Raw genomic sequence first — 20,464 nt, 5'->3', positions numbered from 1 at the left:
CGGCCTCCTTGACGGCGGCGAGCGCGTCGATCAGGTGCGGATAGGCGGAGATCCGGGTGCCGGTGATGGGGAAGTTCTCGGTGGCGCGCAGGGTGTGAACACCCCAGTACGCGTCGGCGGGGACGTCACGGTCGCCGAGAAGGTCGTGCTCGGTGCGGGTGACTGCGGTCATGAGGAGGCGGCCTCTTTCTGAGGGGCGGAGGTGAAGGGGCGGGCGGAAGCAGACGAGACCGCGTGATACGACTCCGGCGGCGCATACGTCCCAGGGGCGCGGGGAACTGCGCGACCAGCCACGGCGCACCCGCAGTCGGCCGAGCACAGCACCCCTGCGTCGCTCGGCCGGCCTGCCGTCCGGCGCGCATTCGGACCGTCAGGCACAGGCGGACAAGGTCACCGGGTCGAGCGCCCGCACGGGGCGTACGCAGCCGACCGGTTCGCCGCCGCCGAGCAGCGGCTCCCCCGCGAACTCGGCGAGCGCCAGCGGGTCGACACCCGCCCGGGCCAGTGCCGCCGCGGCGACCGGCACGCGCGCCCGGTTCGCCCCGTCCGCGATCTTCACGGCGACCGCGCGGCCGTCCGGGAGGGCCGCGACCTGCACCCCCTCGAACCCGTCCTTGGCCAGCAGCCCCGGCACGGCCCGCATCAGCGCGGCCACGTCCCGGCCGGACCCGGACGCCATCTCGGCGTGCTCGCGCATCGCGTCGGCGACACGCGCCTCCGGGGTGCCGGACGGGGCCGTGGTGATCCGGGCGGCGGCACGGGCGAGGCCGTGCAGCGAGACGGAGAACAGCGGCGCACCACAGCCGTCGACGGTCACCTGGGCGATGCGCTGCCCGGTGAGGTCCTCGACGATCTCGGCGATCGCCTGCTGGAGCGGGTGCCCGGGATCGGTGTAGTCGTCCAGGGACCAGCCGTTGAGCTCGCAGAGGTACAGCATGGCCGCGTGCTTGCCGGAGCAGTTCTGGGCGAGCCGGGAGGGCAACCTGCCGTCCCGGATCCAGTCGTCCCGGACGACCGGGTCGAAGGGCAGGTCGGTGACGTTGCGCAGGTGATCCTCGGTGAGCCCGGCGAGTTCCAGGATCCGCCGGGTGCCGGCGAGGTGGCGTTCCTCGCCGGAGTGGCTGGCCGCGGCGAGTGAGAGCAGCTCGCCGTCGAGTGGCAGTCCCGCCCGGACCATGGCGACGGCCTGGACCGGCTTGAGGGCCGAGCGGGGGTAGAAGGCGGCCTCGATGTCGCCCAGTTGGAAGCGGACGTGGCCGTCGGCGTCGAGGACGACGACGGAGCCGTAGTGGATGCCTTCCACGACCCCGCCGCGTATGAGGTGGGCGACGGGAGCGTGGAGGGGCTCACGGATCAGGGGTGCGTCCGCGACGGAGTTGTTGTGCATCACTGCCTGGTGGTGGTCGGCCGGCGCGTGGATCACGCGTCGGCTCCGGTGGTGGACTTGCGCGCGGTACGGCCGCGGACGGCGAACCAGCCGACGACCAGCGCCCCGCCGATCAGCGGGAGGCACAGCACGGTGGTGCGGCCGGCGCCGCCGTCGGCGTACATGAGGACCAGGACGGAGGCGAGGAAGGCCAGCGTCACGAGCTCGGTCCAGGGGGAGCCCGGCAGCCGGTAGCCGGGGCGGGACAGTTCGCCCTTCTGGGTCTTCTGCCAGAACATCAGATGGCAGACCATGATCATGCCCCAGGTGGAGAGGATGCCGATCGCGGCGAAGTTGAGCACGATCTCGAACGCGTCGGCGGGGACGACGAAGTTGAGGCCGACGCCGAGGACGCAGATGCCGCTGGTGAGCAGGATGCCGCCGTAGGGCACCTGGCTGCGGCTCATCACGCCCGTGAACCGGGGGGCGGAACCGGACATCGCCATGGAGCGCAGGATGCGGCCGGTGGAGTACAGGCCGGAGTTGAGCGAGGACATGGCCGCGGTGAGGACGACGAGGTTCATCACGCCGCCGGCCGCCGGGATGCCGATGTTGGACAGCACCGTCACGAAGGGGCTCTCGCCGGCGGTGTACTTGTTCCACGGGAGCAGCATCGACAGCAGGACGACCGAGCCGACGTAGAACAGGCCGACCCGCCACATGATCGAGTTGATCGCCTTCGGCATGATCTTCTCGGGGTTCTCGGTCTCGCCCGCCGCGACGCCGACCAGCTCGACGGAGGCGTAGGCGAAGACCACGCCCTGGATGATCAGCAGCATGGGCAGCAGGCCGTGGGGGAAGACGCCGCCGTTGTCGGTGATCAGGGACGGGCCCGGCTGGTGCCCGTCGACCGGGTGCTGGGTGACCAGCAGGAAGATGCCGATGAGCATGAAGACGACGAGCGCGCTGACCTTGATGATCGCGAACCAGAACTCCAGTTCGCCGAACATTCTCACCGATATCAGGTTCACGGTGAGGACGACGGCGAGCGCGATGAGCGCGATCACCCACTGCGGGATGTCGGAGAACATGCCCCAGTAGTGGGTGTAGACGGCCACGGCGGTGATGTCGGCGATGCCGGTGGTGGCCCAGTTGAGGAAGTACATCCAGCCCGCGACGTAGGCGCCCTTCTCGCCGAGAAACTCACGGGCGTACGACACGAAGGCACCGGACGAGGGCCGGTACAGGACGAGTTCACCGAGCGCGCGGACGACCAGGAAGGCGAAGAGGCCGCAGACCGCGTAGGCGACGAAGAGGGAGGGCCCGGCGTCGGCGAGGCGGCCGCCGGCGCCGAGGAAGAGGCCGGTGCCGATGGCCCCGCCGATGGCGATCATGTTGACGTGCCGGGACTTCAGGGACTTGCTGTAGCCGGCGTCTCCGGCGTCGACGTGCGCGGTCTGTTCGCGGGTCGCCTCTTGGAGGTGCTGCTCGCTCACGCCTCGGGTCCGCCTTCCAGGGGGGTGTCCGCGCCCTGCGGGCGCACGATGTCGGTGAGGGTCGTCTCGACGCGGTCGAGGTGGTGGGCCATGGCCTCCACCGCGTCGGTCTCGCAGCCGTCGATCAGCGCCTCGACGATGGCGCGGTGCTCGCGGTTGGACTGCTCGCGCCGGCCGCCCAGTTCGTTGAGGAACGCCGACTGGCGGGCCAGTGCGTCGCGGATCTCCTCGATGACCCGGCGGAAGACCGGGTTCTGGGCGGCCTCGGCCACGCCGAGGTGGAACAACGTGTCCATCGCGACCCACGCGGTGGTGTCGGTCTCCCGCTCCATCCGGTCCAGGAGATGGGCCAGGTGGTCGAGGTTCTCCGCGGTGCGGCGCCGGGCCGCGTACCCGGCGACCGGGATCTCGACATGGCGGCGCACCTCCAGCAGGTCGCTGGCCGCGTAGTCGCCGAAGGTGGGGTCCTCGACGGCGCTCGCGACCACGAAGGTGCCCTTGCCGGTCTTGGAGACGGTCAGCCCCATGGTCTGCAGGGCCCTGAGGGCCTCGCGCAGCACGGGGCGGGAGACCTCGAGGGTGCGGCACAGCTCGGCCTCGGAGGGGAGCTTGTCGCCGATCGCGTACTCGCCGCGCTCGATGGCGCCGCGCAGATGCCCGAGCACCGCTTCCATGGCGCTGATGCGCCGCGGGCCCTGACTGGCTGTCTGGCTGTCTGACAGGTTCACGGGAGTGATACTCCGGGGGTTGCGGGGCCCCTGTCAAGGTTGCTGAAACAACAAATTCACGGGGTGGGAAGCCTGAAAGACGCCTCTCACCCCGGGCCGACGACCGCCGGGCCGCCGACGGTCAGCTGCTCAGCCCGCCCGTGGCCAGCAGACCGAACAGCAGCACNCACGGGGTGGGAAGCCTGAAAGACGCCTCTCACCCCGGGCCGACGACCGCCGGGCCGCCGACGGTCAGCTGCTCAGCCCGCCCGTGGCCAGCAGACCGAACAGCAGCACGCCCACGATGAGCCGGTACACCACGAAGGCGTTGAAGGAGTGCTTGGCGACGTACTTCAGCAGCCAGGCGATGGACGCGTAGGCCACGGCGAAGGAGACGACGGTTCCGACGGCGAGCGGCGCCGCCCCCACCCCGGCGCCGAGGGCGTCCTTGAGTTCGTACAGGCCTGCTCCGGTCAGGGCGGGGATGCCGAGGAAGAACGACAGCCGGGTCGCGGCGACGCGGTCCAGGTCCAGGATCAGCGCCGTGGACATGGTGGCGCCGGAGCGCGAGAAGCCCGGGAAGAGCAGGGCGAGGATCTGTGAACTGCCCACCAGCATGGCGTCCTTGAACGAGGTGTCGTCCTCCCCTCGCTTGTGCCGGCCCATCTGGTCCGCCGCCCACATCACCCCGCTGCCGACGATCAGCGAGCCCGCCACCACCCACAGCGAGGCGAGCGGTCCTTCGATGAGCGGCTTGGCGGCCAGACCGACGGCCACGATCGGGATGGTCGCGCAGATCACCCACCAGGCGAACTTGTAGTCGTGGTGGTAGCGCTCCTCCTTGTCCACCAGCCCGCGGCCCCACGCCGTGACGATCCGCACGATGTCCTTGAAGAAGTACACCAGCACGGCGGCGATCGCCCCGACCTGGATCACGGCCGAGAACCCGACGACGGAGTCGTCGTCGACGGGGATGCCCATCAGCCCCTCGACGATCTTCAGATGACCCGTGGAGGACACGGGCAGGAACTCGGTCACCCCCTCGACGGCTCCGAGGACGACGGCCTGACCGACGCTGATGACGCTCATGGGATCCAGTTCTGCTCAGGGGGTGCATACGGCGGGGTCTGTCTTACTACACGCAGACGAGAGCCGAGCGCCTACGCCCACACCGCCTGCGCCACCGCCACACCCACGAAGGCGGCCCCCAGACCCGCGGTGACACTCCCGACCACGTTGACGGCGGCGTAGAACCCCGCCCCCGTCCCGGCCAGCCGCAGCGTCTCGTACGAGAAGGTCGAGTACGTCGTCAGCGCCCCGCACAGGCCGGTGCCCAGGAGCAGCTGGAGGTGGGAACCGGCGGCCCCCGAGGCCGCCGCGCCGGTCAGGAGGCCGAGGATCAGACAGCCGGTGAGGTTCACGGCGAAGGTGCCCCAGGGGAAGACCGAGTCGTGCCGGGACTGCACCGCCCGGTCGGTGAGGTAGCGCAGTGGGGCGCCGACCATGGCACCCGCGACGACCAGCAGCCAGTTCACAACTACTTCTTACCCTTCGTGCCCGGATCGCCCTTTTCGTCCTGACGGCCGGCGTACCTGATGACCTCGCAGTCGTCGAGGATCACCAGTCCCTCGGTGACGAGTTCGTCGAGCTGCGGCAGGAACGCCCGTACACGCTCCTCGTCGTCCACGATCACGACGGCCACCGGCAGGTCCTCGCTCAGGGACAGCAGCCGGGAGGTGTGGATCAGGGAGGAGGCGCCGAAGCCCTCGATGCCGCGGAAGACGCTGGCGCCGGCCAGGCCGGCCCCGTGGGCGCGGTGCACGATCTCGCTGTAGAGGGGCTTGCGGTGCCAGGTGTCGTGCTCGCCGACGAAGACGGTCACCCGCAGGGCACTGCCGGTCAGCCTCGTCATGACTGCCTCCACTTCAGTACCCGGCGGGTGGCCGCGACCGCGAGCCACACCGCCGTGAGCGCCGCGACCAGGGTCGCGAAGAGGTACGTCAGCCCCGTGCGGAGATGGCCGGAGTCGACCAGCTTCTGGATGTCGACCGCGTACGTCGAGAAGGTGGTGAAGCCGCCGAGCACGCCGGTCCCGAAGAAGGGGCGCACGAGCCGGTGAGCGGCCCACACGTCGGTGATGACCACCATGAACACGCCGATGACGGCGCAGCCGACGACGTTGGTCCAGAAGGTCGCCCAGGGGAATCCGCCCGGCTGGGTGGGCCACCACACGGAGGCCGCGTACCGGGCGGTGGCGCCCACGGCACCACCGAGCGCGACCACCGCGACGACCGGGGCCTGGCCGCGCCAGAGCGGTTGCCGCGGGGCGGGGGCGCGGACGCTGTCGGTCTCCTGGGCTGTCATGGTCGTGCGTCTCCTACTCGCCGGGGCCCTGGCATGCGGGCGTGCTCCATCGCAAGTAGGGACCGTTGGCGGCATCCGAGCCGCGGTTCGGGTACGGCGGGCCCCACCGCCGCGCCGCGTGGTGATCGCGGCTGGTCAACAGGGTAGCCCCGGTGGGCCCCCGGGTCACTTCGTGTTCGGCGCCTCGCAGACCGCGATACCGGGCTCCCACAGGCTGCCCAGGATCAGGTGGCCGGCGGTCTCGCAGACGCTGGTGACCATGCGGAAGCCGGAGCGGCGGCGGGTGAGGTGGTGGACGATCTCGCCGTGGTCGTCGACCGCGAGGACGCCGATCGTGCCGGAGGGGCGGAAGGGGGCGCGCACGGCGATGCGGGCGGCCGTGCGGCGGACGTCGGGGGTGCCGCGGTGCAGCAGGTCGAGGGGCGGGACGCGGGGTCCGGCCAGCGGGACCCAGATCGGGCCGTCCGGCGCGCCGCGCCACAGGTTGTCGGGCATCCCCGGGAGGTTCTCGACGAAGGGTTCGGCGCGGCCCGCCTTCGGTCCGGTGAGCCAGTACCGGGTCAGCCGGTAGGCGCCCGTCTCGGCGACGACCAGGAAGGTCTCGTCGGCGCTCGCCGCGAGGCCGTTGGCGAACTGCAGGCCCTCCAGCAGGACTTCGGGCTCGTCCGTGCCCGGGGCCAGGCGCAGGAGCCGGCCGGTGCCGGTGCGCTCGACCAGGTCGCCGATCCACTCCTCAAGGGGGTAGCGGCGGCTGGAGACGGTGAAGTACACGGTTCCGTCGGAGAGGGCGACCACGTTGCTGCAGAAGCGCAGCCGTTCCCCCGCCAGCGAGGCGGCGAGGACCCGTACCGTGCCGTCGGTGAGGTCCACGCCCAGCAGTCCGCGCTCGGCGTCGCACACCAACAGGGCGTCGTCGGGGAGGAGGTGGAGGCCGAGCGGTCTGCCGCCGGTCCTGGTGAGCACCTCGACGCGGGTCGTGGCGGGGTCGGTCAGGCCGCTCAGGCGCAGGATCCGGCCGTCCTGGACGCCGGTCAGCACGCGGCCGCGGTCGTCGGCCACCACGTCCTCGGGGCCGCGGCCGCCGATCGCCACGTAGTGACGGGGAAGCAGAGCCGTGGGACGGTTCATGGGCGCCTGACCTTCTGCCGGGGGCGGATCCTCCTCGCAGGCGGGTACCCCCGCGGGCCGGTCGCCTACCAGCCCTTTTCGAACATGCGCGCCACTTCGGCGATCCGCATCTCGTCACGCCGGTAGTGGGTGCGGCGCCGGATCCGCGTGGTGCGCAGCAGGCCGATGTCCGCGAGCAGGTCGAGGTGGGTCTCGGCGACGGCGCGGCGGACCCCGAGCTTCCCGGCGACGGCGTCGGCGGTCACGCCGTCCGTCGCGGGATCGCCGTACGGCGGCGGCGGGAAGTGCGCGGCCGGGTCCTTGAGCCATTCCAGGATGTCCAGACGCCTCTGGCCGGTGGGAGTCCTCAGCATCGCGTTCCCCTCCGTCCGGGCTCCTCGTACAGCGTCTTCCCACTGTGGCGCAGCCGATGCCGCCGCGCACGGGACTCCGCAACGTTGTCCGGTACCGAACTCCCTTACGAGGCAGGGTTGTTCGGCGAACAACCGAGCCCTGCGGGGTGAGAGGTCCCCTCCGCCCGCGGCTCGTGCGCTCGCACGGGCGGAGGGGAGTCGGTTCAGCCGTCGAGTCGTACGACGCGGACGGCCCCTGCCGGGGTCCCGAGGCGGCCGGTGGCGCGTTCACCGGTCAGCAGCTCGGTGCCGTCGGCGTCCAGCGGCACCTTGACGTCCGTGGCGGTGTGGTTGATCGCGAACAGGTAGGTGCCCGACTCTCCGGTCCGGCGCACCACCTCGACGTCGCGGGGCAGCTCTGCGCGGGTGCCGAGGTCGGCGTCGTCCACGGCCCAGCCCAGCAGCGCGTCCAGGCCCTCGGCGGTCAGGCGCGTGGAGACGTACCAGGCGGTGCCCTCGCCGAGTCGGTGCCGGGTGACGGCCGGGTGCCCGGCGGTCAGGCCGTCGGCGTACGTCCACACGGTCTCGGCGCCGCGCGGCACCACGAACTCGGTCCACACGTCCGCGGTGAGCTCGGAGCCGTCGGGGCCGGTGACGCGCACCAGCTGGTCCCTGAGCAGCGGCGAGAACTCCTCGACGGTCAGGCCGAGCACGTCCCTCAGCGGCCCCGGGTGGGCACCCTCGTGCACGGCGTCGTGCTCGTCGACGATGCCGGAGAAGTAGGACACGACGAGGGTGCCGCCGTTCTCGACGTACTCCTTGATGTTGCGGCCGGCCGCCTCGGTCATGAGGTACAGCGCGGGCACGACGACAAGGGGATACCTCGACAAGTCGGCTTCGGGGTGGGCGAAGTCGACGGTGAGGTGGCGGTCGTAGAGAGCCTCGTAGAAGGCGTCGGCGCGCTCGCGCGGGTCGTGGTCCTCGCTGGGGCGCCACTGGAGGTTCTGCGCCCACCAGGAGTGCCAGTCCCACAGGACGGCCACGTCGGCGACGGTGCGAGTGCCTCGGATCGTGCTCAACGAGTCGAGGGAGGCCCCCAGTTCGACCACCTCGCGCCACACGCGGGTCTCCGTGCCGCCGTGCGGAACCATCGCCGAGTGGAACTTCTCGGCGCCGCGCCGCGACTGACGCCACTGGAAGAACATGGCACCCTCGGAGCCGCGCGCCACGTGCGCGAGGGAGTTGCGGGCCATCTGGCCGGGAGCCTTGGCGGGGTTGCGGGGCTGCCAGTTGATGCCCGAGGTGGAGTGCTCCAGCAGCAGCCACGGGGCGCCGCCCGCGACGGAGCGGGTCAGGTCGGCGGCCATCGCGAGGTTCACGTGGGTGCGACGGCCGTCGGTGATCAGGTAGTGGTCGTTGGTGACCAGGTCGACCTCGCGGCCCCAGGCCCAGTAGTCGACGGAGTCGCACTGGCTGAGCGCGGTCATGAAGTTGGTGGTGACCGGGATGCCGGGCGAGAGGCGGTGCAGGATGTCCCGCTCCGTGCAGAAGTTCTCGCGCATGGTGGCGTCGGCGAACCGCTTGTAGTCCAGCGCCTGGCCCGGGTTGCCGACCGTGGGTGCCGTGCGCGGCGGGTTGATCTGGTCGAGGCCTGCGTAGCGCTGACCCCAGAAGGCGGTGCCCCAGGCCTCGTTGACGGCGTCGACGGTGCCGTACGTCGTAGCCAGCCAGCGGCGGAAGTGGGCGGCGCAGGAGTCGCAGTAGCAGGCGGAGACCGGGACGCCGTACTCGTTGTGCACGTGCCACAGGGCCAGGGCCGGGTGCCCGGCGTAGCGCTCGGCGAGCCGGGTGGTGATGTTCGCGGCGGCGGCGCGGTAGTCGGCGTTGCTGTGGCAGATCGCGCCGCGCGAGCCGAACGCCAGGCGGATGCCGTCGGCCGTCACGGGCAGCGCGTCGGGGTGGGCGCCGTAGAACCAGGCAGGGGGCACCACGGTGGGCGTGCCGAGGTCGACGCGTATGCCGTTGTCGTGCAGCAGGTCCAGAAGCCGGTCCAGCCAGCCGAAGTCGTACGCGCCGGGGGCGGGTTCCAGCAGCGCCCAGGAGAAGATCCCGACGCTCACCATGGTGACGCCGGCCTCCCGCATCAGCCGTACGTCCTCCTCCCAGACGCTCTCGGGCCACTGCTCCGGGTTGTAGTCCCCGCCGAAGGCGAGCCTGGTGAGGCCCCTGGGGGTGGTCTCCGGCATGGGTCTCTCCCGTTTCTGGAGGTTGGGAACGTGCACACACGATGTCAACGGCGCGCGGCCCAAGATAACCGTACGAGGGTGAGGCTTGCCAAGTGTTCGAATTGGGAGCCTGCTGTGCACGATCACAGCCAGGGGTTCTTCCTCGTGATCGGCCTGTGGACGGGGCGGCCGTCATCGGACCGCCGGGGCCTTAGAGTCGTGACCATGAACAGTGCGGGGGCCCGGCGGAGAGCGCCGACGATCCACGACGTGGCGCGGGAGGCAGGGGTCTCACGCGGCACCGTCTCACGCGTGCTCAACGGCGGGCACTACGTCAGCCCCGCCGCCCAGGAGGCGGTCAACGCCGCCATCCGCAAGACGGGCTACGTCGTCAACCGGCACGCGCGTTCGCTGATCACCGGGCGTTCCGACTCGGTGGGTTTCCTGCTGAGCGAGCCGCAGGAGCGGTTCTTCGAAGACCCCAACTTCAACGTGCTGCTGCGCGGCTGCACCCAGGCGCTCGCCGCCCACGACATCCCACTGCTGCTGATGCTGGCCGGCACCGAGGACGAGCGGCGGCGCATCACGCGCTACATCACCGCCGGGCACGTCGACGGGGTACTGCTGGTCTCCAGCCACTCCGGAGACCCGATCGCCGAGGAGCTGCGTGCGGCGGGCGTGCCGCTGGTGGCGTGCGGCAAGCCGATCGGCCTCGGTTCCCGGGTGAGCTACGTGGCGGCCGACGACCGGGACGGCGCCCGGGACATGGTGCGCCACCTGCTCTCCCTGGGCCGTCGCCGCATCGGCGTTGTCACCGGCCCACTGGACACACCGGGCGGTGTCGAGCGCCTCGCCGGGTACCGGGAGGTGCTCACCGAGGCGGGCGTCACGATCGACGAACGGCTCGTCGTCTCCGGCGACTACAGCCGGGCCAGCGGCGAAGCGGGCGGCGAGCGCCTGCTCGCGCAGGCCCCGGACGTGGACGCCGTGTTCGTCGCCTCCGATCTGATGGCGCAGGGCGTCCTGACGGCACTGGAGCGGGCGGGCCGCCGGGTGCCGGACGACGTGGCGGTGGGCGGCTTCGACGACTCACCGGCCGCCCTGGCCTCCCGACCCGAACTGACGACGATCCGCCAGCCCTGGGACCGCATCAGCGCCGAGATGGTCCGGGTACTGCTGGCGCAGATCGGCGGCGAGGACGCGGCGGCGGTGATTCTGCCGACGGAGTTGGTGAAGCGGGAGTCCACCTGAGGCATCGGGGCGGGCTGGGGCCAGGGCCGAGCTGAGTAAGGCATCGGGGCGGGCAGGGGCCAGGGCCGAGCTGAGGCAACGGGGCGGGCAGGGGCCAGGACGGGGGGCAGCGGCTGAGGCCGAATTCGAGGCGTCGAGGCAGCTGGGGTCGAGGCCGACCCGAAGCATCCAGGCGGGCAGGAGCCAGGGCCGACCTGAGCGAGGCATCCGGGCAGGCAGGAGCCGAGACCGACCCGAGGCCCATCCGGGCCCCCTGGCCGAGGCCGACCGGAGACCCAGACCCGGCCCGCGGCCGAGACTGACCCGAGGCATCAGACCGCGGCCGAGACCGGCTGAGCAACGTCTTCCCGCGTGCCCCCGCCCCCGCCCCCGCTCCCGCTCCCGCTCCCGGCGGTCCGTGGTCCGGCTCATTCGCGGTAACCGGTCAGGATCGGAGAAGCGGCTCCCCGCTCCCCCGGCCTAGCGTGGGACCACCGACGAAATCCGTCGGTCCGCGCAGCACCGAGGAGCCCGCCATGACCGCCGGTCTCAACACGATCGTCTACCCCGTCAAGGACATCGCCCGGGCGAAGGCCCTGTTCAGCGCCCTGCTGGAGGTCGAGCCCTACGCTGACGAGCCCTACTACGTCGGTTTCAAGGACTCCGGCCAGGACGTCGGCCTGGACCCGAACGGGCACGCCAAGGGCATGACCGGGCCCGTCCCCTACTGGCACGTCGCCGACATTCGGGGCCGGCTCGCCGCCCTGCTCGACGCCGGCGCGGAGCTGCTCCAAGACGTCCAGGAGGTCGGCGGCGGCAGGATGATCGCCTCGGTGAAGGACGCGGACGGGAACCTCGTCGGACTCGTCCAGGACTCCTGAGCTGTTGGCGCCGTCCCGTCCCGTCCGGATGGATCCAGAACGCCCGCGCTGTTGCCCCCTCCGCTCCCTCCGGATGTCGATGCACACGCATTAACATTGGTGCATGGCAGTGAACGCGGCCGGTTCCCGGCTCGAAGAACAGTGGCGGGACATCCTGTCGGTGCACGCGCGCACGATGTGCGAGATCGACCGCGCGCTGCACCCGCACGGACTGGGCGCGAGCGACTTCGAGGTCCTGGACGTGCTCGCCTCCGAGGCGCCCGAGGAGGGCGACCAGTGCCGGGTGCAGAACCTCGCCGGACGGGTGCACCTCAGCCAGAGCGCGCTGTCCCGCCTCATCGGACGCCTGGAGAAGGACGGACTGGTGGAGCGCTCGGTCTGCATGGAGGACCGGCGGGGCGTCTGGGTCGCCCTGACCCGCAAGGGGCGTGACCTGCACACCGAGGTGCTGCCGCTGCAGCGCGAGGTGCTGGCCCGGACGCTGGGCTGACGCCGGGCCGGTCCCCGCCTTCGCCGCGTCCCCGCCTCGCCTCGCCGCGTCCCCGCCTCGCCGCGGTCCCAGCGCTCGCTACAAGGCACCTCCGCACCTTCGCACCTCCGCACCTTCGCACCTTCGCGTCAGCGCGTCCCCGCCTCAGCCCAACAGATCCCGTACGGCGGCGAAAGCGGCCTCCACCGTGGCCTGATCCGCCCCGGGCCTGGCCAGCGCGCTCATCGGGATCGGGGTGACCGCCGGGAGGCCCCCGTACGGCGTCAGGCCGTCGGGGGCGGGGCCCACGGCGGCGAGCAGGGCCACGCCCTGCCCGGTGCGGGCGATGTCGAGGACGCCCGCGAGGTAGCCGGCGTCGCCGACGACCGTGGCGGGCACGCCCTGCGCGGCGAGGGTGGAGATGGCCCGGCGGCGGATCGCGCAGGGGTCCTCGATCGCGACCAGCGGAACGGCGGCCGGTGCGGGCGGCGGCTCCCAGCCGGGGACGGCGTGCCAGGTGAGCGGGAGGCCGCCGACGGGGGTGCCCTCGGTGGCGGCGGCCTCCGTGACGTACACCGCCACGTCGACGCTGCCGCGCTCCACGGCCTCGACGAGGCGGGCGGAACGGTCGATGCGGAAACGGACCCGGCAGCCGGGCCGTACCTCCTGGACCGCGGCGGTGAGCCGGGGTAGGAACTGGTCGGCGGCGTGCTCGGTGGTGCCGACGGTGACGGTGTCGCCGTCGGATTCCAGCAGAGCGCGTACGGCCTCGTCGTGCACGGCGAGGATGCGGCGGGCCTGTTCCAGCAGCCGACGGCCCTCGGGGGTGAACCGCGTGCCGCGTCCCTCGCGTTCCACGACGGGCAGGCCCAGGGTCTTCTCCAGTTTCCGGACGTGCTGGCTGACCGCCGACTGGCTCAGGGAAAGGGTCCGGGCGGCACGGTGGAAGCCGCCGCAGTCGGCGATCGCGGTCAGACTGCGCAGGGCCACGATGTCGAGGACTGGTTGGGGCATGCCGTGACACTAGCGGCCACCGGGGACCGATCGCGATGTCTGATCGGTTTCGATGCGGAATCGTCGTTGGACGCGGTCCGCCGCCGCCGGTCATGATGGGCGCATGTTGCACACGACCGCTTCCGCTGCCCTTCTGACGCAGCGCCGAGTCATTGACTTCGGCGTGGCGTGCAGCGCGCGCTGTCGCTGACCTCCCGCCGCTCACCGGCGTCTCTCCGCAAGCCGCGTCGATCACGTCCTCATTGCCGTTTCGCTGACACGTGACAGTCGCCGTCGGCTGCCCTTTTCCGAACGCCTCCCCCTTGCCCGGAAACCACCGGCCCGGAAGTCCTTTCCCCGGACATGGCCATGCCCCTGCCCAGAAACGGGAGCTGCCCCCTCATGACCTCATCCTTCTCCTGGGACGAACCCGAAGGCCTCGCCGCGCGCGGCACGTTGATCGTGCTGGCCGGCCGAGGTGAACACGGCGGTGTGTACGAGCGGTTCGGCCGTCGGCTCGCCTTCGACGCCTATCGGGTCCGTGCCCTCGGCGACCCGTCCGCCGATCCGTCCGTGCTCGACCTGGCGGCGAAGCTGCTCGCCGACGAGTCGCTGCCCGGCCCGAAGGTCCTCGTCGGCTCGGACACGGGCGCCCTTTACGCCGCCGAGCTGGCCGCCGAGCAGATCCCGGGCCTCGACGCGCTGATCCTGGCCGGTCTGCCCACCACGCCCTGGACCGCGGGGAGTTGGGAGGCGGAGGTCGAGGCCCGCACCGCCTGTCCCACCCACCGGTCCCGCCTCGCCGAGGACCCCGAGTTCCGGCGCGGGGCACTCGACGAGCACCCGGAGCCGCCCGAGCCGCGTCTCGGCCTCGTGCGGGTTCCCGTACTCGCCCTGCACGGCCGGGAGGACAGGGTGAGCCCTCTCGCCCAGGCACGGGACGCCTACGCGGGACACCCGCACGTACGGACGGTGACCTTCAACGGCGGCCGCCACGACGTCCTCAACGACGCGCTGCACCGCACGGCCGCCGCGACCGTCGTGCTGTTCCTGGAGCGGCTGCGCCTGTCCCCCGAACTGCCCACGATCGCGGAGGGCCCGGCATGAGCGTGACCACCACCGTCCCCGAGCTCCGCGACCTGCTCGCCTCCGACACGCCCCCGGTCGTCCTCGACGTCCGCTGGGCCCTGGGTGATCCGCACGGCCGCGACCACTACGCCGACGGCCACATCCCGGGCGCGGTCTACGTCGACCTCGACACGGAACTGGCCGCTCCGCCGAGCCCGGAGGGCGGCCGGCATCCGCTGCCCCGGATCGCGGACCTGCAGGCCGCGGCACGCCGGTGGGGCATCGGGCAGGGACAACGCGTCGTCGTCCACGACGACCTGGGCAACACCGCCGCCGCTCGCGCCTGGTGGCTCCTGCGGTACGCGGGCCTCGCCCAGGTCACCCTCCTCGACGGGGCACTCGACGCCTGGCGAGCTGCCGGGCAGGCGCTGGAGTCCGGTGTCCCGGCCGACCCGCCGCCCGGCGACGTCGTGCTGCGTCCCGGCGGCCTGCCGGTGACCGATGCCGACGGCGCCGCCGAACTCGCCGCGTCCGCACTGCTGTTGGACGCGCGGGCCGCCGAACGGTACCGCGGCGAGGTGGAGCCGGTGGACCCGCGGGCGGGGCACATCCCGGGCGCCGTCTGTGCCCCCACCGGGGAGAACCTCGCGGCGGACGGCACCTTCCTGCCGCCCGAGGAACTGCGCAAACGGTTCGAGGAGAAGGGGGTCGCAGGGGCCTCCCGCGTCGGGGTGTACTGCGGCTCCGGTGTCACCGCCGCCCACCAGATCGCCGCACTGGAGCTCGCCGGGTTCGAGGCGGTGCTCTTCCCCGGCTCCTGGTCGGCCTGGTCGGCCGATCCCGACCGTCCGGCCGTGAAGGGAAACCACCCGTGACGACGAACTCACCCATGACGACGAAACCGCCGGCCGCGACGGTACCGCCGCGCCAGGCGGCAGCCTCGGACACGCCCCCTCCGACCGGCCGTGTCACCATCCGCGGCACGATCAGGACCGGCCGCCGCCTCACCGTCCCCCGCTCCGTACGCCGGTCCGCGGGCCCGGTGGGCCTGGTTTTCCTGTGGTTCCTGACCTCGGCCACGGGCCTGCTCCCGGAATCCGTGCTGGCCTCCCCCGTGGACGTCGTACGCCAGGCCGTGGAGCTCACCAAGAGCGGCGAACTGCCGGACGCCATCGCCGCGTCGGGCCGCCGGGCCGCCGTCGGCTTCCTGATCGGCGCGAGCATCGCGCTGAGCCTGTCCCTGCTGGCCGGGCTGTTCCGGCTCGGCGAGGACGTCATCGACTCCTCGATGGGCATGTTCCGGGCGATCCCCTGGGTGGGCCTGATCCCCCTGTTCATCGTCTGGTTCGGCATCGAGGAGACCCCGAAGATCGCCCTGGTCGCGCTCGGGGTGACATACCCGCTGTACTTCAACATCTACGGCGGCATCCGCTCCACCGACGCCCAACTCGTCGAGGCGGCACGGATGATGGGGCTCGGCCGACTCGGGCTGATCACGTACGTGATCCTGCCGAGCGCGCTGCCCGGGGCCCTGGTCGGACTCCGGTACGCGCTGTCGACCGCGTGGCTGGCCCTGGTCTTCGCCGAGCAGATCAACGCGGACGCCGGCCTCGGCTATCTGATGAGCAACGCGCAGCAGTACTTCCGTACGGACGTCATCGTGCTGTGCCTCGTCGTGTACGCACTGCTCGGGCTGGCCTGCGACTTCGCCGTACGGATCCTTTCGCGCCGCCTGCTGACCTGGCGCGCCAACTTCGAGGGCGAGGCGTGAGCGTCATGGCCAACAGCGTGGAAACACGGGGGCTTTCCCGGGCCTTCGACGGCAACACCGTCCTGCACGACCTGGATCTCGACATCCGCGAGGGCGAGTTCGTGGCCCTCTTGGGGCACAGCGGCTGCGGCAAGTCGACGCTGCTGCGGATCCTCGCCGGACTCGACGACGAGATCGGCGGCGAGGTGACCGTGCCGGCCCGCCGCAGTGCCGCCTTCCAGTCACCGCGGCTGCTGCCCTGGCTGAAGGTGTGGCGCAACGTCGTCCTCGGACTGCCCGGACGGCCCGACCGGGAACTGGCCGACAAGGCCCTCGCCGAGGTCGGCATCGCGGAGCGCGCGGGCGTCTGGCCCAGGACGCTCTCCGGCGGGCAGGCCCAGCGCGTCTCCCTGGCCCGCGCCCTGGTGCGCGAGCCCGAACTGCTGCTCCTGGACGAGCCGTTCGGCGCCCTCGACGCGCTGACCCGGGGCAGGGTGCAGCAGCTGGTCGCCGAGCTGTGGCAGCGGCACGGCTGCGCGGTCCTCCTGGTCACCCACGACGTGGAGGAGGCACTGCTGCTCGCCGACCGCGTCCTGGTGATGGACGAGGGCCGCATCGCCCACGAACTCACCGTCGACCTGCCCCGCCCCCGCGACCTCACCGCCCCCGAGTTCGTCACCCTGCGCGCCCGCCTCCTGAACTGGCTCGGCGTAACCCGCACTCTGGAAGGAACCCCCTCGTGATACGCCGATTCGCAGCCGCCACGCTGAGCTTCTCCGCCCTGCTGACGCTGACCGCCTGCGGCGCGGACTCCTCGGCGGACGCCTCCGGAAAGGGCCGGGTCACGCTCACCATCGGTGACCAGGCCAAGACCCTGCAGACGATCGTCGCCGCCTCCGGCGCCCTGAAGGGCGCCGGCTACGAGGTGAAGTGGGCCGAGTTCGAGGGCGCTGCCCCGCTCTACCAGGCCGTGCAGGCGGGCGCCGCCGACACCACCTACTCCGCGGACCTGCCCGCGCTCCAGGCGCTGAGCGGCGGAGTGCGGTTCAAGAACGTGGCCGCCCTCAAGAACGACGGCCGGCATGTCGGCATCGTCGTCGGCAAGGACTCCGGCATCGACAGCGTCAAGGACCTCAAGGGCCGGAAGGTCGTGGTGTCCTCGGCGAAGGGCAGCGTCTCCGAGTACCTGCTGGCCAACGCGCTCAAGCAGAACGGCCTCAGCTACTCGGACGTGAAGGTGCAGTACCTGCTGCCCACCGACGCGCAGGCCGCGTTCGCCTCCGGGAGGATCAAGGCCTGGGCGACCTTCGGCGTCTACCAGGCCGTCGGCCTGGAACAGGGCGGCAAACTGCTCGTCGACGGCGCCGACGGACGGGTCAGCGGCTACGGCTTCGTCGGCGCGTCCGACAAGGCGCTCGCCGACTCCCCGAAGAAGGCCGCGCTCGCCGACTTCCTCAAGCGCCTCGGTACGGCACTGAAGTGGACCAGCACGCACCAGGACGCGTACGCGAAGGCCATCGAACAGCGCAACGGCGCGGACCCCTCCGTGGCGAAGACACTGGCCTCCGCCGCGTACAGCAAGGTCCTGCCGGTCTCTTTGGACGTCAACAAGACGGTCCAGGGCGTGGCCGACCTCATGAACGGGATCGGTGTGCTGGAGCCCAACGTCGACGTGGCCCAGTCGGCCGACACCTCCCTCCTCGACTGATCCCTTCTCACTGATCAGGAGCTGCACATGCCTGTCGAGTTCATCAGCGCCGTCCACACCGACTCCGCGGCCTCCGGTCCGGCCGCCGCGAGCCGCACCGGCTTCGACCCCGACCACCTGCGCACGTACGCCCGCACCCTCGACGACGGCGGCTTCGACCACACCCTCGTCGCCTACCACTCGGCGTCCCCGGACGCCTTCCAGGTCGCCCAGTTCGTCGCCACCCACACCGAGCGCATCCGCCCGATCCTGGCGCACCGGCCGGGCGTGATCTTCCCGACGCATGCCGCCCGCGCCCTCGCCACGCTGGACCGGATCAGCAACGGCCGGCTGAGCGTGCACATCATCTCCGGCGGCAGCGACGAGGAGCAGCGCCGGGAGGGCGACTACCTGGGCAAGGCGGAGCGGTACGCGCGTTCGGACGAGTACATCCAGATCCTGCGAAAGGTGTGGCAGGCCGACGGACCGGTCTCGCACAAGGGCAGGTACTTCACCTTCGAGGACTACTACTCGGACGTGAAGCCGGTGAACGGGCTGGTGCCCGTCTCGGTGGGCGGCTCGTCCCCGGACGCGTACCGGGTCGGCGGTCAGCAGGGCGACATCTTCGGGCTGTGGGGCGAGCCGCTGAAGGAGACGGCCGAGCAGATCGCCGCCGTCAACGCGATCGCGGATGCCGCCGGGCGTCCCCGTCCCCGTATCTGGGTGTCGTTCCGTCCGATCATCGCGCCCACCGACGAACTGGCCTGGGAGAAGGCGCACCGCACCCTGGGGGTGCTCCAGGACCAGGCCCGCAACACCGAGCTGCTGCGCCACTACCGCACCAGCGGCCGCCCGGACAACGTGGGTTCGCAGCGCCTGCTGGACATCGCCGAGCGCGGCGAGGTGCACGACCGCTGCCTGTGGACCGCCCCGGCGGTCGCCACCAACGCGGCCGGCGCCTCGACGGCGCTGGTCGGCTCGCCCGAGACGGTGGCGAAGGCGCTGCTCGACTACGTCGACATCGGCTGCGACCTGCTGTCGATCCGGGGCTACGACCCGCTCAACGACGCCATCGACTACGCCCGTCACGTCCTGCCGCTGGTGCGTCAGGAACTCGCCCACCGCACCACGACCCAAGCCGCCTGATGGAGATCCCGTGTTGTCCCGTCGCACCGTGCGCACGTCCGTCGCCGCCCTCGCAACGGAAAGGACAGGACGCGTGACTGGCGCGTCGCGCACGGAAGGCGTCGCCCCAGTGACCACCGCACCGGAATCGAAGGTGTTGGACCGATGACCACCGCACCGGAACGAACCGCCTCCGCCAGGCTCCTCGGGCTGCTCGCCCGCGATCTGCCGCCCGACCGGCTGACCACCGACCCCGCCGTGCTCGCCGCGCACGCCACCGACCGTTCCGGCAGCCGCCCGGACGGCGAGGCCCTGGCCGTCGTGCACGCCCGGCGGACGGAGGACGTGACGGTCACCCTCCGGCACGCGCACGCGCTGCGCGTGCCGGTGGTGCCGCGCGGCGCGGGTACCGGTCTGTCGGGCGGCGCCACGGCGAACGAGGGCTCCCTGGTCCTGGACTTGTCCGCGATGAACCGCATCCTCGAACTCAACGCCGACGACCAGCTCGCCGTCGTCGAACCCGGCGTCATCACGGCTGAACTGGACCGGGCGGCGGCTGCGCACAAACTGCGGTACGCGCCCGACCCGGCGAGCGCGGCGCTGTCCACCATCGGCGGGAACATCGCGACCAACGCGGGCGGTTTGCGGTGCGCGAAGTACGGGGTCACCCGGGACAGCGTCCTGGGTCTGGAGGCGGTCCTCGCCGACGGGACGGTGGTCAGGACCGGGCGCCGTACGGTCAAGGGCGTCACCGGCTACGACCTGACCGCCCTGCTCACCGGTTCGGAGGGCACCCTCGCGGTGATCACGTCGGCCACGCTGCGACTGCGGCCCGTTCCGGTGGCGACGGCAACGCTGGCCGCCTACTTCGCGTCCTTCGAGGAGGCCGCCGAGGCCTCGTACGCGATCACCCGGGCCGGGGTCGAGCCCGCGCTGGCGGAGCTGGTCGACGGGCCCGTGCTACGGGCCATCGACCCGGCGCTGCGGGAGCGGGGCGCGGCGCTGCTGGTGGTGCAGTGCGACGGCGCGGGCGCGGCGGCGGAGGCCGCGGCGGTGGCCCGGCTGGTCGCTGCGTCGGCCACGACGGTGGAGACGACCGAGGACCCGGCCGAGGCGGAGGCCCTGCTGGCGGCCCGCCGGCTGGCGCTGCCCGCGCTGGAGCGGTTGGGCCGTCCGCTCATCGAGGACATCGCGGTCCCGCGCTCACGGCTGGCCGAGGCGGTGCGCGGTATACGGGCGATCTCCGCACGCCACGACGTACCGGTGTTCACCCTCGCCCACGCGGCGGACGGCAATCTGCACCCCATCCTCGTCGTGGACCCGTCCCTGGACCGGCTGCCGGAGGCCGCGTGGGAGGCGGCCGGCGCGATCTTCGCCCTGGCACTGCGGCTGGGCGGGACACTGACCGGCGAGCACGGGGTGGGCCTGCTGAAGCGGCAGTGGGTCGCCGAGGAGCTCGGCCCCGCGGCCCACGCGCTGCAGCGGCGGCTGAAGGAGGTGTTCGATCCCCGGGGGATCCTCAATCCCGGCAAGTGCCTGTGAGGCGTGCCGTGTCGTTGCCGGGCATGCGAAAAACCGGGGTGCGGGGGCAAGAGCCTGCCCGCACCCCGGTCGCGCATGCCGGTCCTGGCCCGGCCGATCCC

General features: G+C 71.9%; 21 protein-coding genes and 1 pseudogene. 10 read left to right on the top strand and 12 right to left on the bottom strand.

Features of this window, described 5'->3' with window-relative positions; all coding sequences use genetic code 11:
- The 11 genes and pseudogenes from aspA to ACWBNA_RS10370 all read right to left on the bottom strand — a co-directional run.
- A pseudogene (aspA, locus tag ACWBNA_RS10420) lies at positions 1–172 on the bottom strand (aspartate ammonia-lyase); the annotation flags it as partial.
- 198 nt (positions 173–370) lie between these two features.
- Positions 371–1,387, bottom strand: a complete 1,017-nt coding sequence (locus tag ACWBNA_RS10415; protein ID WP_482703986.1) for an asparaginase — start codon at positions 1,385–1,387, stop codon at positions 371–373.
- A gap of 32 nt (positions 1,388–1,419) precedes the next feature.
- Positions 1,420–2,862: an amino acid permease gene (locus tag ACWBNA_RS10410; RefSeq protein ID WP_482703972.1), complete on the bottom strand. Its 1,443-nt coding sequence runs from the start codon at positions 2,860–2,862 to the stop codon at positions 1,420–1,422.
- On the bottom strand, positions 2,859–3,536 hold the full coding sequence (locus ACWBNA_RS10405) for a FadR/GntR family transcriptional regulator (protein ID WP_482703985.1): 678 nt from the start codon (positions 3,534–3,536) through the stop codon (positions 2,859–2,861). Before ACWBNA_RS10405 ends, ACWBNA_RS10410 begins: the two co-directional genes overlap by 4 nt.
- Before the next feature lie 285 nt (positions 3,537–3,821).
- The gene (locus tag ACWBNA_RS10400; protein WP_482703971.1) at positions 3,822–4,658 is read right to left on the bottom strand and encodes an undecaprenyl-diphosphate phosphatase; all 837 of its coding nucleotides are present in this window, start codon (positions 4,656–4,658) and stop codon (positions 3,822–3,824) included.
- A gap of 71 nt (positions 4,659–4,729) precedes the next feature.
- A complete protein-coding gene (crcB, locus tag ACWBNA_RS10395; RefSeq protein ID WP_482703970.1) occupies positions 4,730–5,104 on the bottom strand; it encodes a fluoride efflux transporter CrcB in 375 nt (124 codons plus the stop codon).
- A 2-nt stretch (positions 5,105–5,106) separates the two neighbouring features.
- Complete coding sequence (locus ACWBNA_RS10390) at positions 5,107–5,481, bottom strand: DUF190 domain-containing protein (protein WP_482703969.1); 375 nt, start codon at positions 5,479–5,481, stop codon at positions 5,107–5,109.
- A complete protein-coding gene (gene crcB / locus ACWBNA_RS10385; RefSeq protein ID WP_482703968.1) occupies positions 5,478–5,933 on the bottom strand; it encodes a fluoride efflux transporter CrcB in 456 nt (151 codons plus the stop codon). Before crcB (ACWBNA_RS10385) ends, ACWBNA_RS10390 begins: the two co-directional genes overlap by 4 nt.
- 165 nt (positions 5,934–6,098) lie before the next feature.
- Positions 6,099–7,061, bottom strand: coding sequence for an SMP-30/gluconolactonase/LRE family protein (locus ACWBNA_RS10380; protein ID WP_482703967.1), 963 nt, complete (start codon positions 7,059–7,061; stop codon positions 6,099–6,101).
- A 65-nt stretch (positions 7,062–7,126) separates the two neighbouring features.
- Positions 7,127–7,414, bottom strand: a complete 288-nt coding sequence (locus tag ACWBNA_RS10375) for an ArsR family transcriptional regulator (protein WP_482703966.1) — start codon at positions 7,412–7,414, stop codon at positions 7,127–7,129.
- A 203-nt stretch (positions 7,415–7,617) separates the two neighbouring features.
- The gene (locus ACWBNA_RS10370; RefSeq protein ID WP_482703965.1) at positions 7,618–9,639 is read right to left on the bottom strand and encodes a beta-galactosidase; all 2,022 of its coding nucleotides are present in this window, start codon (positions 9,637–9,639) and stop codon (positions 7,618–7,620) included.
- A gap of 198 nt (positions 9,640–9,837) precedes the next feature.
- On the opposite strand from ACWBNA_RS10370, the gene ACWBNA_RS10365 reads away from it, so the two are divergent.
- From ACWBNA_RS10365 to ACWBNA_RS10355, 3 genes are all read left to right on the top strand, one after another.
- Positions 9,838–10,869, top strand: a complete 1,032-nt coding sequence (locus tag ACWBNA_RS10365; RefSeq protein WP_482703964.1) for a LacI family DNA-binding transcriptional regulator — start codon at positions 9,838–9,840, stop codon at positions 10,867–10,869.
- 515 nt (positions 10,870–11,384) lie between these two features.
- Positions 11,385–11,729, top strand: coding sequence for a VOC family protein (locus ACWBNA_RS10360; RefSeq protein WP_482703963.1), 345 nt, complete (start codon positions 11,385–11,387; stop codon positions 11,727–11,729).
- 103 nt (positions 11,730–11,832) lie between these two features.
- Positions 11,833–12,219 carry a MarR family winged helix-turn-helix transcriptional regulator gene (locus tag ACWBNA_RS10355; RefSeq protein ID WP_482703962.1) on the top strand — a complete coding sequence of 129 codons (387 nt, stop codon included), beginning with the start codon at positions 11,833–11,835 and terminating at the stop codon, positions 12,217–12,219.
- A 144-nt stretch (positions 12,220–12,363) separates the two neighbouring features.
- Here the strand turns inward: ACWBNA_RS10355 and ACWBNA_RS10350 are convergent, their stop codons facing one another.
- A complete protein-coding gene (locus ACWBNA_RS10350) occupies positions 12,364–13,212 on the bottom strand; it encodes a LysR family transcriptional regulator (RefSeq protein ID WP_482703960.1) in 849 nt (282 codons plus the stop codon).
- 381 nt (positions 13,213–13,593) lie between these two features.
- Here ACWBNA_RS10350 and ACWBNA_RS10345 point away from each other — a divergent pair, with 381 nt between their 5' ends.
- The 7 genes from ACWBNA_RS10345 to ACWBNA_RS10315 all read left to right on the top strand — a co-directional run bounded on the left by ACWBNA_RS10345 (position 13,594) and on the right by ACWBNA_RS10315 (position 20,363).
- Entirely contained in the window at positions 13,594–14,298 is a 705-nt protein-coding gene (locus ACWBNA_RS10345; protein WP_482703958.1) for an alpha/beta fold hydrolase domain-containing protein, read from the top strand.
- Positions 14,295–15,134: a sulfurtransferase gene (locus tag ACWBNA_RS10340; protein WP_482703957.1), complete on the top strand. Its 840-nt coding sequence runs from the start codon at positions 14,295–14,297 to the stop codon at positions 15,132–15,134. Before ACWBNA_RS10345 ends, ACWBNA_RS10340 begins: the two co-directional genes overlap by 4 nt.
- A gap of 14 nt (positions 15,135–15,148) precedes the next feature.
- The gene (locus ACWBNA_RS10335) at positions 15,149–16,030 is read left to right on the top strand and encodes an ABC transporter permease (protein WP_482703956.1); all 882 of its coding nucleotides are present in this window, start codon (positions 15,149–15,151) and stop codon (positions 16,028–16,030) included.
- Between the two features lie 5 nt (positions 16,031–16,035).
- Positions 16,036–16,752 (top strand): ABC transporter ATP-binding protein, encoded by a 717-nt coding sequence (locus tag ACWBNA_RS10330; RefSeq protein WP_482703955.1) that lies wholly within the window; start codon positions 16,036–16,038, stop codon positions 16,750–16,752.
- Positions 16,749–17,717 (top strand): ABC transporter substrate-binding protein, encoded by a 969-nt coding sequence (locus ACWBNA_RS10325; protein ID WP_482703954.1) that lies wholly within the window; start codon positions 16,749–16,751, stop codon positions 17,715–17,717. The genes ACWBNA_RS10330 and ACWBNA_RS10325 overlap by 4 nt, the downstream gene beginning before the upstream one ends.
- A gap of 27 nt (positions 17,718–17,744) precedes the next feature.
- Complete coding sequence (locus tag ACWBNA_RS10320) at positions 17,745–18,842, top strand: LLM class flavin-dependent oxidoreductase (protein ID WP_482703953.1); 1,098 nt, start codon at positions 17,745–17,747, stop codon at positions 18,840–18,842.
- Positions 18,843–18,986: 144 nt separating this feature from the next.
- A complete protein-coding gene (locus ACWBNA_RS10315; RefSeq protein WP_482703952.1) occupies positions 18,987–20,363 on the top strand; it encodes an FAD-binding oxidoreductase in 1,377 nt (458 codons plus the stop codon).
- The last annotated feature ends 101 nt before the right edge of the window (positions 20,364–20,464 follow it).

Source organism: Streptomyces sp. Q2, from assembly GCF_056820935.1.
Note: the sequence above shows the minus strand (reverse complement) of the source record. Positions and strands in the feature narration are given on the sequence as shown.